2 protein-coding genes and 1 pseudogene are annotated in these 16,957 nt (G+C 46.0%); all 3 read left to right on the forward strand.

Features of this window, described 5'->3' with window-relative positions:
* Nucleotides 1-1,035 (forward strand): annotated as a pseudogene (locus tag A0U42_RS06355) (hypothetical protein); the annotation flags it as partial.
* A 98-nt stretch (nucleotides 1,036-1,133) separates the two neighbouring features.
* Nucleotides 1,134-6,035: a YadA-like family protein gene (locus tag A0U42_RS06360; protein ID WP_255304118.1), complete on the forward strand. Its 4,902-nt coding sequence runs from the start codon at nucleotides 1,134-1,136 to the stop codon at nucleotides 6,033-6,035.
* 467 nt (nucleotides 6,036-6,502) lie between these two features.
* Nucleotides 6,503-16,756, forward strand: a complete 10,254-nt coding sequence (locus tag A0U42_RS06365; protein WP_065360322.1) for an ESPR-type extended signal peptide-containing protein — start codon at nucleotides 6,503-6,505, stop codon at nucleotides 16,754-16,756.
* Nucleotides 16,757-16,957 lie beyond the last annotated feature (201 nt).

Here is a 16,957-nt window from a genome sequence, read left to right on the forward strand (position 1 = left end):
GGTGCTACTGAATTTACGACGGCCAATAACATCGGTGTCGTTAAAGACGGCGAAGCTCTGAAAGTTAAATTGGCTAAGAACATCTCCATGGGTGACGGCAGCGTTACTTTTGCTCCTACCGGTGCCAAAGATGCTGAAGGCAAGGCTCTGGTACAAGGTCAAGACGGCAAGTGGTACTCTGACCTATCCGACGCTACCTATGATGCGACGAATAATGTCTACACCAAAGCAGACGGTACGACTGTCGATGCCGTAGAAAATCCGACTGTTTCGCAGGTTAAATTATCCAATACCGGTCTCGACAATGGCGGGAATAAGATCACCAACGTAGCAGCAGGTACGGTAGACACGGATATCGTCAACTTGGGTCAATTAAAAGGCAGTACAATTGAATCCAGCGCCGTAACCTATGGTGCTGATGGTTCGGGTACCATTACCCTGACGATGCAGGATGGTAGCAAAGTTACGATTGACAGCCTGAAAGATATATACGTTAAAGAAGGGAAACTTGAAAACAATACGTTGACGTTTACCCGTAACGACAATACGTCCTTCGAAGTGGGAGACATTGCCTCGAAGACCGATATGGATTCTGCCGTAAGCAATGCTAGCCTGAAGTTTACCGGTGATAATACAGAGGAAGCAGCTACCCTTACCAAGAAAAACGGTGAAACACTTAACATCCTTGGCGGTGCTACTGAATTTACGACTGCCGATAACATTGGCGTGGTAAAAGATGGTGACGCCCTTAAAGTAAAATTGGCAAAAGCCATTTCTATGGGTGATGGCAGCGTTACTTTTGCTCCTACCGGTGCCAAAGATGCTGAAGGCAAGGCTCTGGTACAAGGTCAGGACGGTAAGTGGTACTCTGACTTGACCGACGCTACCTATGACGCAATCAACAACGTCTACACCAAGGCTGACGGTACGACTGTCGATGCCGTAGAAAATCGACTGTTTCGCAGGTTAAATTATCCAATACCGGTCTCGACAATGGCGGGAATAAGATCACCAACGTTGCAGCCGGCACGGTAGACACGGATATCGTTAACCTCGGTCAGCTCAAAGGCAGTACGATTGAATCCAGCGCCGTAACCTATGCTGCTGACGGCTCGGGTACCATCACCTTGACCATGCAGGATGGCAGTACTGTTAAGATTAATAGCTTGAAGGATACCTATGTTAAAGAAGGGAAACTTGAAAACAATACGTTGAAATTTACCCGTAACGACAATACATCCTTTGAAGTCGGTGACATTGCGTCTAAGAGTGAAATGGATAAAGCTGTGGCAGATGCTAATCTGAAATTCACCGGTGATGATACGTCTGAAGATGGCACAATCACCAAGATAAACGGGGCAACCCTCAACATCCTTGGCGGTGCTACTGAATTTACGACAGCCGACAACATCGGTGTCGTCAAAGACGGTGACGCTCTGAGAGTGAAACTTGCGAAAGACATCAATATGGGTAACGGCAGCGTTACCTTCGCAAACGCCAAAGATGGTGACGGCAATACCTTGGTTCAAGGTCAGGATGGCAAGTGGTACTCTGATTTGACCGATGCTACTTATGACGCAACCAACAATGTTTACACCAAAGCAGACGGAACGACGATCGATGCCGTAGAAAATCCGACGGTATCGCAGGTTAAGTTGTCCAATACCGGCCTCGACAATGGCGGCAATAAGATCACCAACGTCGCTGCCGGTACGGTAGATACAGATATCGTTAACTTGGGTCAATTAAAAGGCAGCACTATCGGTTCCAGTAAAGTAGAATACACCGACGCCGGTGCAGGCACTATTATCTTAACCATGCAAGACGGCAAGGAAGTTAAGATCAATGGCTTGCAGGATAAATACGTTACCGGAGCCAGCCTCGATGGCAATAAGTTGACCATCACTCGCAATGACAATGAAAAATTTGAAGTCGATAAGATTGCGACAACCGACGACATCGTAGGTGAAAACAGTAAAGTTAACCTGAAGTTCACCGGTGATGATACGTCTGAAGATGGCACAATCACCAAGATAAACGGTGCTACCCTAAATGTATTGGGAGGAGCCAGAGAATTTACGACGGCCAACAACATCGGTGTCGTCAAAGACGGGGAAGCCCTGAGAGTAAAACTTGCAAAAGACATCAATATGGGTAACGGCAGCGTTACCTTCGCAAACGCCAAAGATGGTGACGGCAATACCTTGGTTCAAGGTCAGGATGGCAAGTGGTACTCTGATTTGACCGATGCTACTTATGACGCAACCAACAATGTCTACACCAAAGCAGACGGAACGACGATCGATGCCGTAGAAAATCCGACGGTATCGCAGGTTAAGTTGTCCAATACCGGCCTCGACAATGGCGGCAATAAGATCACCAACGTAGCCGCCGGTACAAATGATACGGATATCGTTAACCTCGGTCAGCTCAAAGGCAGCACGATTGGCTCCAGCAAGGTAGAATACACCGACGCCGGTGCAGGCACTATTACCTTAACCATGCAAGACGGCAAAGAAGTTAAGATTAACGGCTTGCAGGACAAATACGTTACCGGGGCCAGCCTCGATGGGAATAAGCTGACCATCACTCGCAATGACAATGAAAAGTTTGAAGTCGATAAGATTGCGACAACCGATGACATCATAGGTGAAAACAGCAAAGTTAACCTGAAGTTCACCGGTGATGATACGTCTGAAGATGGTACGATTACGAAGATCAATGGGGCTACCCTCAATGTTCTTGGCGGTGCTAATGAATTCACGACAGCCAATAACATCGGTGTCGTAAAAGACGGCGACGCTCTGAGAGTGAAGCTTGCAAAAGACATCAATATGGGTAATGGCAGCGTTACCTTTGCAAACGCCAAAGACGGTGACGGCAACAGCCTTGTTCAAGGTCAGGACGGCAAGTGGTACTCTGACTTGACCGATGCTACCTACGATGCAACCAACAATGTTTACACTAAGGCTGACGGCACGACGATCGATGCCGTAGAAAATCCGACGGTCTCGCAGGTTAAGTTGTCCAATACCGGTCTCGACAACGGTGGCAATAAGATCACCAATGTTGCAGCCGGTACGGTTGATACAGATATCGTCAACCTCGGTCAGCTCAAAGGCAGCACGATTGAATCCAGCAAGTTGGAATACACCGATGCCGGTGTAGGTACGATGACGTTGACGATGCAAGATGGCAGTAAAGTTGAAATTGGCGGCTTGCAGGATAAGTACATTAAAGATGCCAGCCTTGATGGGAATAAGCTGACCATTACTCGTAATGACGATAAAAAATTTGAAGTTGATAACATTGCGACTACCGCTGATATCGTAGGTGAAAACAGCAAAGTTAACCTGAAATTCACCGGTGATGATACTACTGAAGATGGTACGATTACTAAGATAAACGGCGCTACCCTCAATGTTCTTGGCGGAGCCACTGAATTTACGACAGCCAATAACATCGGTGTCGTCAAAGACGGCGATGCCCTGAGAGTGAAGCTTGCGAAAGACATCAATATGGGTAACGGCAGCGTTACCTTTGCAAACGCGAAAGATAATGCTGGTAATACCTTGGTTCAAGGTCAGGACGGCAAGTGGTATTCTGACTTGACCGACGCTACCTATGATGCAACCAATAATGTTTATACCAACGCCGACGGTACGACTATCGATGCCGTAGAAAATCCGACGGTTTCGGAAGTTAAGTTGTCCAATACTGGTCTCGACAATGGCGGTAACAAGATCACCAACGTTGCTGCCGGTACGGAAGACACGGACATTGTAAACTTAGGTCAGCTCAAAGGCAGTACCATTGGCTCCAGCAAGGTTGAATACACCGACGCCGGTGCAGGCACCATTACCTTGACCATGCAGGACGGCAAAGAAGTTAAGATTAACGGCTTGCAGGACAAATACGTTACGGGTGCGACCTTCAAGGACAATACCTTGACCATCACTCGTAACGACGATACATCCTTTGAAGTCGGCGACATCGCCTCTAAGACCGATATGGATTCTGCCGTTAGCAATGCCAACTTGAAGTTTACCGGTGACGATACGTCTGATGAAGCTACGCTCACTAAGAAAAACGGCGAAACCTTGTCCATCTATGGTGGTGTTGCTGCGACGGATGCTGATGGCAACAGCTTGTTGTCCGACGTCAACAATGTGGGGGTCGTAAAGACCGACGACGGTTTACAGATTAAGCTTGCTAAGAACTTAGCCGGTATCGACTCTGCTCGTATCGGCGGGACCGTAGCAGATGGTGCAGCTACCGGTGGCATTTACATTGCCAACCAGTCCGTTACTTACAATGGCAGTGCCAAGAAGACCGAAAGCGGTTTATACATTACTGGTTTGACCAATACGGCCTGGAATCCGAATACGGATGGTATCGTAAGTGGCCGAGCTGCTACAGAAGATCAGTTGAAAGCTGCTTATGACGGACTTTCGACAACTATTACAGCTAACAAGATTGTAGCCGGTAAAAATATTGTAGTAACGCCTAATGAAAATGGTGATGGCACAACGGTTTCTTTGAGTGATGACCTTTCTTTTGGTAAGGAAGATGGTAATAATGTCGCTATTAAGGGCAACGATGGTATCATCAGTACCGGCGATGGCGGCTCCAATAAAGTTGTAGTTGATGGAGCTAATTCAACGGTAACAGCAGGGACTGGTGCTAATCAAGTCACTGTTGACGGTACAAAGGCAGCCATTACAGCCGGTGAAGGCAAAAATCAAGTAGCGGTTGACGGCACCAAGGGTCAAGTAACTATTGGTGAAGCCGGCAAAGGCCTTGTCATGGGTAACCAGGACGTGGCTGTTAAGAATGCTGACGGCACGGACAAGGTTGATGCCGATGGTAATGCCGTAACAGATTCCGGCAAGTACATCACCGGCCTCGACAATACGACTTGGAATCCGGCTGAAAATGGCTACGTTCCCAATCGTGCCGCTACAGAAGGTCAGTTGAAGGATGTTGTTGGTCAGGTTGATACCAAAATCGACGGCATCAATAAGGATATTGAAACCATCAACAATGCTAAACGAAGCTTTAACAGTGATACCGGTGAAGTCATCAAACTCGGTAAAGACGACGTCTTGGATATTAAAGGTGGTGCTAAAGGCGAATTGTCTGAAGGCAACATCGGTGTTGTCAACAACGCTGCAGGCAGTGGTTTTGATGTTAAACTGGCAAAAGACCTCAAGGGTCTCAATTCGGTTACATCGAATACGGTGACGACGAAGGAACTGACGGTTTCGGAAAAAGCCAATATCGGCAACGTCTCCATCAGCAATGACAACGTCACCATCGGGACTGGCGACAGCCAGACTATCATCACCAACGAAAAGGTTGCGACGAGCTCGGTCACGACGGGCAACACGACGATCAACAACGACGGCCTTACGGTTAAAAATGAAGATTCGTCGAAGAACATCACCGTCCAAAACAACAACGTCAGCATGGGCGGCAACGTCATTCACAATGTCGGCGATGGTGTGGAAGCAACGGACGCCATCAATAAGGGACAGTTCGACAGAACGGTCAATGCCATCGGTACGGGCATGAATCAGATGAACAACCGCATCAGCAAGTTGGATACTCGCGTCGATCGCGTCGGTGCCGGTGCCGCAGCCTTGGCTGCCCTCCATCCCTTGGAATACAACGCGGATGAAAAGTGGGAAATTTCGGCCGGTGTCGGTAATTACCGCGGTGCCAGTGCTGTTGCTGTCGGTGCCTTCTATCGGCCCAATGGCAACACCTTGGTCAGCCTCGGTACTTCTTATGGCGGCGGTGAAAACATGGTCAACGCCGGTGTAACCTGGCGCGTTGGCGAAGGCGAAACGGGTAACTACTCGTCGAAGCAAGCCATGGCCCAGGAAATTAGCAGCTTGAAATCGGTCGTATCCGATCAGAGCAGTCAGCTCCAAGCTCAGAACAGCAAGATTGAAGCCCAGAGCCAGCAACTGGAAGAACAAAACAAGAAGATTGAACAGTTGATGAAGGCCATTGAAGAATTGAAAAAATAAAATAGCAAAGTCTATCGAAGGATGGACGTAGACACGAAAGGCTCTCTTGCATAAAGAGGGCCTTTTGTTTTCTATTGAAAGACTTCGATTTGTTACGGTTAAATCGTAAATAATCGGTAAAAGAATAGTCTAAATTTCAAGTATAACGTTTTTATACTGTTATATCTAAGTAACTTCATTGACAAAAATTTGAATAATATATAGAATGATAACATAAGGATATATGTTATTCGTTATCTGCAACAATTGGACTATATAAGTTCAGTTAGCTGACGAATGCGATAAATCGGATTTTATGGAGGGATGAACGAGAGGGGTTTATATTTTTATCGTTACGGTTATACGTCTGATTGAAAAATCGTGATTAAGAACGTAACAACAAGTCTGCTGAATGAAAGTGGCAGTATCGTGTCTATTTCTAAGTAATTAAGTGAAAGTTAATTATCAATCTAATAGGAGGAACCGATATGAATAGGATTTACAAAGTCATTTGGAGCAAAGTAAAGAATTGCTATATCGTAGTTTCTGAAATAGCAAAGAGTCACAGTAAGCCCGTATCGAAGGGCTCTCGTCAGTGCGTTTCTGCAGCAGCTGTTTTGGCTGTATTGGCGTTATTGTCTGTTCCTGCCGGAGTATATGCCCAGGACGGGGTTAATACTTTTGTCGATCCGACGAATAAGAATATTAAGATGGGAAATGGCATTTCCCTTCGCAATAACAACGGGCAGAATGGTACCGTGGCTATTGGTGACCATGTACAGGTCGATGACTACGTCATGCAGCAGGGCAGTGTGGCCATCGGGACAAATGCCTTTGTTGAAAATATGTGGGGCGGACAGGAAAGAACCTTTCGTTTTGGCATGACTGAAAATAAGGATTTAATGGCTGGGATTGCCATTGGGCAAAATACTTATGCTCGCAGTGGCATCCAAATTGGTGACCATAAGTATATTGGTCGTTTAGGTGATACTACCGTTGATCCTACGACGGACGATGGAAAACGACATCTTGCTATTGTCATGGGAACGACAACGCTCGGTCACAACAGTTACTCCAATGGGGCTTTTACTACGAATACTGGCGCTTTTTCCATCATGACCAATGGTTATGAAACTGGCAATGCAATGATGGTAGGCCAGAACTTTGGTGCCGTTATTAATGGTTCTTTTAATAGTATTGAATCAAAAACTTCGAGCAACATGTATTCCGGAATCGCTAACTCTGTAGTTGGGACGGTCAATAGAGTCAATAATTCCAATGGTACTCTGATTTTTGGGGCCGGCAATGAAGTTACCAACTCTGTTGAGAATATTTCGGTACCACTTTTAGGCTATACTCCATCCGATGCGAAAGATTTGGCAGATACGTTGCGCAGTAATATTCGCGGTACTGATGGCAACGGCACGCCTGGCGGTGCTGTTCTTGCTATCGGCGGTGGTAATAAAGCAGATTACGCTACCCGCTCTCAATTGTCCGGTGTCGGTAACACCTTGACCGGGACATCCTCTAGCAGAGCCTCCTATAATATGCTGAATGGATATCGGAATAAGGGAACGACGACCTCTTATGCTACCATGATTGGTACTTTGAATACGATAACAAATGGTATAAACAACGTTATTGTAGGGAATAAGCAGAAACTTACCGGGGCGTCGAATAATATTATTTTAGGCACGGCTGATAGTGAAATTGAAACGACTGTATCCGATGCCGTGGCCATCGGTCATAATAGCAAGACTACGGCAACCGGCGGTGTAGCCTTAGGTACCGGTTCTGTTGCAGCAACCGCTTTGGGACTGCAAGGCTATGATCCTTCGACGAAAGCTAACTCTACCTCATCGGCCATTGCCTGGAAATCTACGGCAGGTGCCGTTTCTGTCGGGGATGCATCGAATAATGTTACCCGTCAGATTACCGGAGTAGCTGCAGGCACAAATGCTACTGATGCGGTCAACGTAGCACAGCTTATGGCTGTTGCCGGTAATAGTTCGGGTGGAAGTTCTGTTCATTTCTTCTCTGTAAACGGTGATGAAACTCAGGGCAACTATAATAATGACGGGGCAACGGGTACTAATGCTGTTGCCATTGGTACCGGTGCAAGCGCAACCCAAAATGGAGGCATTGCTATCGGTCATATTTCTCAAGCGACAGGCGGCACAGCTATTGCATTGGGCTTTAATGCGAACGCTGGAGGAAGCAGCACGGTAATCGGTGAGTCTTCCATAGCAAATGCACCCAATGCCGGACAAGGGATAGGTACCGTTATTATTGGTTCAGAATCCGCTGATATTGCCGGTGATAAAGAGGCCGGTGCATCGTCAGATGTGATTCTTGGTGGCTCGAACCGTGTAAACGAATCGAACGGTGTCTTTGTAAGAGGTCAGGGGAATATTGTAGATAATTCTTATAAACAGGAAACGTTGACGACAGAAGATCAACAAAAACTTGCAGCTCAAATGTTTATGGGGACTCCGGCGGGTGACGTTTACGAGAAACTGGGGAGCCATGTTTCCGTCAACGGCGATGGCAACTATGTTAAGAATGCTACCTTCTCTCAGATTTCCGGGACGAATAACCAGATCGTCGGCTCGGATACAACCTCGGCTGACTACAATATTGTTACGGGCAATCGGAATGTTGTAGAAAATGCTACGAATAACATTGTGACTGGTGATAATCACACTGTCACCGGTGCCAATAACAACGTTATTCTTGGCTCTGCGGATACGACGAAAGAAGTCACTGTATCCGATACGGTTAGTGTCGGCCATAATGCCAATACAACGGTAGCTGACAGTGTAGCCTTGGGCTCTAATTCCGTTGCCAGCGTAGCTGCCGGTGTTGCAGGTGCCGTTCCGACCGGAGCAACTGTTTCTGATACTGATAAAGCGACCCCAACATGGAAATCTACGTTAGGTGCCGTCTCTGTTGGTGTGCCGGGAACCAATGCAGCAGCTACACAGACTCGTCAGATTACAGGCGTTGCTGCCGGTACACAGGCTACTGATGCGGTGAACGTGGCCCAGCTTAATGCAGTAAATACCAGCTTATCAAATACTGTAAATGCCAATAAGATTCATTTCTTCCAAGTAAACTCGACCAGTGGTACTAACTATGATAATGATGGTGCTAAGGGGACGGATTCCATTGCTATTGGTAAAGCTACTACGAATGCAAGCAATAGTATTGTAATGGGTAACGGCGCTAAAATGAATAGCTATTCAAATCAACCGGGCGGTATTGCTATTGGTGCTAATTCGTTTGTTGAAAATATGTCCGGTGGCTTGGAACGTACATTTGACTTCGGGCAAGCCGGATATGATAAACTTCCATTTATTGGTACTCCTTATGGTGCTGCAAAAGATCCTAGCAGAATGACAACCGGTGTAGCTATTGGTCAGAATACGTATGCTCGGTCCGGTGCAATCATGTTAGGCACCCATAATTATAAAGGAGCATTAGGGGATGTAACGGTAGATAGTGCTAATTCCAAAGCTCCTAATATGACTATTTTCTCGACAACATTGGGTGCGAATAGTTACTCTAACGGTTTATTCTCTACTTTAACTGGTGCATATTCGATTGCGTCTTCCAATTATAGTGGTGGTACGGCTAATGCAACTAAGAATTTTGGTGCAACGATTAACGGTGCATTTAATAGCGTTGAATCTTCGACTTCTGATAATGAATCGTCCGGTATTGGTAACAGTGTTATTGGTTTAGCCAATAGAACGTCTAATTCCAATGGTGCATTAATCTTTGGTGCGGGTAATGAAATTAAAAACTCTATTACTAATATTAGTGTACCTATTGCATCGGCTCCTGATTCAGCTAAAGGCATGCAAACTCTATTGATGAATTCTATTAAGTCTTCTAATAGTGGCGGTTCGACGCTTGCTATTGGTGGTGCTAATAAGGCGAACTATACGCAGCAATCAGCTCTTATCGGTGTTAACAACACCTTGGAAGGTACTGAAAGTTCCATTGCTCAATATAATGCATTAACCGGTTTTAACAATGAGGCAACCGGTGTAACGAATGTAACGGTAACCGGGACAAACAATACGGTTAATGACTCTACATCTATCGTTAACTTAGGTAATGAAAATGCTGTATCTGAATCAAACAATACCATCCTGTTAGGCGATAATCGTACTGTATCCGGCTCTGACAACAGCATCATCTTAGGTCGTGCGAATAAGGAAGCGACAACAACCTTCCGTGCAGCCGCTGATACGACCTTGACGACGACGGCGGATAACGTAGTCGTTATGGGCTATAATGCCAATGCAACGGTAGCTGACGGCGTAGCTTTGGGTTCTAATTCTGTGGCTAATGTTGATAAAGGTGTAGCTGGCTATAATCCGACTACTAAATTGGCCTCTACAGACACATCAGCAACTTGGCAGTCGACCTTAGGTGCTGTATCTGTTGGTGTTCCTACTGATAATAGTGCAGCAACTGCTACTCGTCAGATTACAGGTGTAGCAGCGGGCATGCAGGATACGGATGCCGTTAACGTAGCACAGTTGAAAGCATCTCAGGTGACCTTGAAAAAAGGTGACAATGTAACAATTACATCTACTACAGATGATGATGGTTCTACTATTTATACAATTGCATCGACTGATACGAATACAGTCTTGGCGAAAGGTGAAATTACATATAGCACTAACGGTACTGATGGTACTTTAGTCTTAACGGATTCTGATAATAACCCTGTTACTGTAACCGGCTTAAAGAACACTTTTGTAGAAAGCGCAGCTTTGGATACCGATACACACACCTTAACACTTACGAGAAATGATGGCGTTCCTATTAAGGTAACAGGCATTGCTACGACCTCTGATCTTGCATCCAACAAAACCCATTTCTACAGTGTTAACTCGACTGATGAAAAAGCCGGTAACTATAACAACGATGGCGCTAAGGGATCTAATGCACTTGCAGCTGGTGTAGGGGCTGTGGCTAATACCCAAAATTCAATTGCTATTGGTAATAGCGCTCAAATCTTAGGCAATGGTGGTAATTCTACCGGCACCAGCAGTATTGCTATTGGTGACAAAGCAGTTGTTACTACTAATGGGCTTGATTTGACAAGTATTGCTATTGGTAAAAATGCAGTTGTGTTGAATGGTAGTGGTAAACAGGATAAAGCCTTGAGCTTCACCCCTGATAACTATGCATCTGGTAGTGATCTTCCGATTAATGCCGACGTATCTCCTGGAGGCATTGCTATTGGTACCAATGCCTATGCTCGTACGGCCAGCGTCCAAATTGGTAATCATACCATGAAAGGTTATATCATGGGCGGCTCTGAAATTACAGATCAGTCTCAGGCTAACTTGGTAGGTATGACCACAATTGGCTCTAACTCCTATAACAAAGGTGCTATGGGTAGCATGTTAGGAGCATACTCGGTTATGACTGGTGACTTCACCGGTGCAGGCGGAGTTAATAGTTACCTATATGGTTCGCAAAATTTTGGCGCTAATATAGTGGGCTCCTTAAATAGTATTCGCTCTGCCGGATATTCCGGAGCCAGTGGTGTGGCTAACAGCATCGTCGGTGTCGGCAATATTGCTGAAAATGCTAATGGTGCACTCATTTATGGCGCGGGTAATAAGATTACTAACTCGGTACAAAGTATTACTGGTATCGATACCTTAACAAGCAACTTGACCGTTGATCAGATGACGGATGCTATCCGCCAAGGTATTCAACGTTCCGGCGGTGGCGGTTCTACATTAGCTGTCGGCGGTGGCAATACGGCCGATTATACGCGGAACACGGCTATTATCGGCGTCAATAATACGGTTTCCGGTGTAAGAGGCAATGTGAGCCAGTACAATTTTGTTTCCGGGTATAACAATACTTCTACTGGTGGAGATAACACGACGATTATTGGTACGAATCGCACCTTGACTGGCGTAGATAATACAATTGTAATCGGCTCTGCTGATTCTACTATCGAAACAACGGCCAATAATGCTGTTGCTATCGGCCGAAATACAAATGTAACAGTTGATGGTGGTGTGGCTCTGGGCCAGAGTTCTATTGCCGACACGGATAAAGGTGTCGTTGGCTATGATCCGTCCGGCAGAATTACCGATGCTGATAGTATTCTAGGCAATAATACACAGTATCAAACCTTGCAAACAGAAGTTGCTGATGCACAAACGACTGTAAGTAATTTAACGGCTCAGGCAGCTCAATATCAAGCGAATATCGATGAGCTTAAGACTCTGTTCCCAGATACCTATGAACAAATGGAAGCTTATCAGGGTATACAAGCATTACTTGCAACTACACAAAATGACTTATCAACAGCTCAGGCTGATTTGGATAGCAAACAAAGTGCATTGGCTGAAGCAGGTAAAGCTCTGTACACCTGGCAGTCCACGGCGGGTTCGGTATCAGTAGGCGATGTTTCTAAAGGCATCACTCGGCAGATTACCGATGTAGCAGCCGGTACTGCCGATACGGATGCTGTCAACGTAGCACAGCTCAAAGCCGCTAAAGTTGAAGTGGTGGCCGGTAAAAATATCAGCAGTGTAGATGCCGATACCACGGAGGGGTACACGAAGTACACTGTAAATGCTATCGATACCACGATAACTGAGGGCTCTGCAGCTTACAATGCTGACGGTACAGGCACTATTACCTTGAATACCGATGCTAATGGTACTAAAGGGACTGTAACAGTAACTGGTCTTACTGATAAATATGTAGATGCAGTTACCTTTGCAGATAACACCTTGACTATTAAACGTAATGACGATGAAAAATGGGCTATTTCAAACCTTGCAACTAAAGACGATGTATCTGGCAGTGCAACCCATTACTACAGTGTAAATGATGTAAACTATCGCGCCGCAAACTATGATAATACTGGTGCCAAAGGCGGCATGTCCTTAGCAGCAGGTGCTGGCTCAACGGCTAATGGCACAGCCTCCACGGTAACCGGTGCCTTCTCTCGTATTGATGGAGATGGTACGAGCGGCATGACTAACGGTTTCCAAGGTGCAACAGCAGCTGCATATGGCTCATTCAACGTTGTCGGGGCGAAAGATGGCGTAGCCTTTGACGGTGTAGCTAACAGCATTATTGGTGTAGCCAATAAAACAGAAAATACCAATGCGGCCTTAGTATTTGGCGCAGGCAATAAGGTAACCAATTCCTATCGCCCGGTGGATATGGCCACGGCGGCGCCTTTGGCAGACGCATTACAAAAAGCAATTGTGACCGGTAATACCGATGACATGATTACTGCTTTAGGCGGTATGGTACAAAAAAGTGGGGGTGCCGTACTTGCTATCGGCGGAGCCAATACTGTTGACTATGCATTACTTTCGAAGGTAGTCGGTGTAGGTAATACCTTGAAAGGTACGGAAGGCAATGAAAGCCAGCTTAATATGATTGATGGCTTTGCCAATACCGGTACCAACATTAATAATGTTACCGTTATCGGTAGCGGAAACACGGTCGCTAATACTAACAGTGCCATTGTTCTCGGGGATAAGAGACAATTAACCAATGCATCTAATAGTGTGATTTTAGGATCTGCAGATGAAAATATGGCAACCTCGGTAGCGGATGCGACGGCGATTGGTCATGATGCTAATGTAACCGTAGCTAATGGTGTGGCCTTAGGTTCCGGCTCTGTAGCCAGTGTTGATGCAGGTGTTGCCGGCTATGATGTAGACACTGAAAAGGCATCTACAAATACAACGGCAACTTGGAAATCTACATCGGCTGCAGTATCTGTAGGAGATGTGGCGAATAATATTACCCGTCAGATTACGGGAGTAGCTGCCGGTATGGAAGACACGGATGCTGTAAACGTTGCCCAGTTGAAGAAAGTTGCCGAAGCGGCAACTGAAGCAGGAAAGACGACACTGAAGTTCACTGGTGATGATGCCTCTGAAGATGCGACTATCGCTCGTAGCAATGGTCAGACCTTGAACATTATCGGTGGTGCAAAAGCAACTGATGCCAATGGCAACAGCTTATTGACTGATAACAACATCGGTGTCGTAAAAGACGGCGACAATGCACTGAAAGTGCGTTTGGCTAAAGACCTTACCGGCCTGAACAGTGTTACCGTCGGCGATGCCGTAACCCTCGGGACAACAGGTTTAGTCATCACCGATGGTCCGTCCGTAACCACTACGGGCATCAATGCTGGTAGTAAAGTAATTACCAATGTGAAGGCTGGTACAGCCGATACTGACGCAGTTAACGTATCGCAGTTGAATGCTAATAAAGTAACTGTGGTCAAAGGAACTAACACGACAGTTGATTCTGAGACAACTGCTAATGGTACTACTTATACCGTAAATGCTATTGATACTAAGGTAACCGGCGGTTCTGCTAGCTATAATGCAACTACTGGTGCTGGAACGATCACATTGAATACTGACGCCAATGGTACGACGGGTACTGTAACTGTAAGTGGTTTGCAGGATACCTATGTAACAGACGTTACCTTGAAGGACCATACGTTGACCATTACGCAAAATGCTGGCAAGCCGTTTGTTGTTAATGATATTGCAACGATGAATGATATTACCAACGTAAGCGGTAAGCATACGGCAATTACTTTAAATAAGGTAGATCCGACTGCAGGCAAAGATGGTGCTTTAGGCGAATACATCGGCGACAGCAACCTTACCATGGCTGTGAAAGACGTTGACGGTCAGAAGGTTTATGATTTGAAGATGAGTAAGGATCTGGTAGCCGGCACTAAGCCTGGTGCAGATGGTAAGAACGGCGAAGCCGGCAGCATCACCATCATTGGTGAACCGGGGAAAGACGGGACCGATGGCAAGAACACGAGTGCCAATATTACGGTCAAAGACGGGAAGAACGGCCTCGATGGCACAGATGGAATCACGCGTATCGTTTATAAAGATGAAGACGATAAAGACCATGAAATCGCCACGATGGATGATGGCCTGAACTTCACGGGAGATACGGAAAATGTAACGATTGCTAAGAAGCTGAATGAAACCTTGTCGATTACCGGCGGCATTACCGATGCAAATCAACTTACCACGGTAGATAATATCGGCGTGGTGGCTAGCGACAGTGGCTTAAAGGTTAGATTGGCTAAAGACTTGAACGGTCTCAACAGCGTCCGCGTCGGCGGTTCCGAAGAAGGTAAAGGCATCTACATTGCTAACCAAGACGTTACATCTACTAAAGATGGTGTTACTCTTGACAAGGGTAACTACATCACTGGCTTGGATAATAAAACATGGGATCCAACCAAAAATGGTTATGTAAGTGGCCGTGCAGCAACTGAAGATCAGTTGAACTCTGTATATGAAGCTATCAACACTAGCATCGAAGCTAATAAGGTAAAAGGCAGCGATAATATTACCGTTAGTGATGATAATGTTGTATCGTTGAACAATGATATTACTCTTGGCAATAAAAACGGTACAAACGTAGCTATTAGTGGCACAAACGGCACAATCACTGCCGGTGATGGTGGCTCTAACAAAGTTGCTATTGATGGCACTAACTCTACAATTACTGCAGGCACCGGTGATAACAAGGTAACGGTAGATGGTAACAGTGGCCTGGTAACAGTAGGTGATACCACTAAGGGCGCAATCTCTATCGGTAACCAAACGGTTACTCCGAAGGTTGTAGGTGCTGATGGTACCGAAACGGATGGCACAGCTAAAACCGGTAAATACATTACCGGCCTTGAAAACACCACTTGGAATCCGACTGGTGAAGGTTATGTAGCCGACCGTGCAGCGACAGAAGGTCAGTTGAAGAACGTTGCTGACAACATCTCTAAACAAATCAGCGACATTGATACGGCTGTTAAATCTACGAGCCGCGTCTTTGAAAGTGACAGCGGTGCCGATGCTCAAGTAACGCGTAAGAGCACGGATCCGATGAAACTGAAAGGCGGAGCTGACGCAAACAACCTCTCCGATAACAACATCGGCGTTGTAAACAACAGTGATAAGACCGGCTTTGACATCAAGTTGTCCAAAGATATCAAGGGTCTGAACAGTATCGAAGTAAACAACAGCATTAAGATCGGTACTGGGGATAAACAGACCATCATCGAAGGCGACACGATCAATACGGGCTCGGTCACGACGGGCAACACGACGATCAACAACAATGGCCTGACGATTGTAAACGAAGATTCGTCGAAGAACATCACCATCAATAACAACAACGTCAACATGGGTGGCAATGTCATTAAGAACATCGGCGAAGGTTCCGAACCGACCGATGCCATCAACAAAGGTCAGTTCGACCGCGCAATCAACAACCTTGGCACGGGTATGAATCAGATCAACAACCGTGTCAATAAGTTGGATAATCGTGTAAACCGTGTCGGTGCCGGTGCAGCCGCCTTGGCAGCTCTCCATCCGCTGGAATTCAGCCCGGATGCGAAATGGGAAGTCACGGCCGGTGTCGGTAATTACCGCGGCGCCAATGCTATCGCCCTCGGCGCTTTCTATCGTCCGAACTTCGACACGATGTTCAGCATCGGTACGTCTTACGGCGGCGGTGAAAACATGATCAATGCCGGCGTAACTTGGAGAATTGGTGAAGGGGAAACGAAGGCTTATCCGTCCAAGACGGTCATGGCTCAGGAAATTGACGATCTGAAAACTGTCGTATCGGAACAGCAAGATCAGATTGAAGAATTGAAGAAACTCGTCAACTCCTTAATCAACAAATAGTATTTCCTCCCTCTTTGTGAAAGGCCCTGCTTCTTTTGGGAAGCAGGGCCTTTTGCTATACTAAATTTGTATGCATGAATCACGTTGAAATTTCACTTAACGGATTGACTTTTCTTATTGTGAAATTATATAATGAATACAAAGAGGAATAAGGACAAAGGTGCTTTGTGAGAACACACCTTGCCCTTATTCACGGGATAT

The organism is Megasphaera sp. DISK 18 (assembly GCF_001682955.1).
Taxonomy (GTDB): Bacteria; Bacillota; Negativicutes; order Veillonellales; family Megasphaeraceae; genus Megasphaera; species Megasphaera massiliensis.

What these genes read in the sequence shown, in the direction of transcription:
- A0U42_RS06360 (WP_255304118.1), top strand. Translation starts at nt 1,134, where the DNA reads ATGCAGGATGGCAGTACTGTTAAGATTAATAGCTTGAAGGATACCTAT.
- A0U42_RS06365 (WP_065360322.1), top strand. Translation starts at nt 6,503, where the DNA reads ATGAATAGGATTTACAAAGTCATTTGGAGCAAAGTAAAGAATTGCTAT.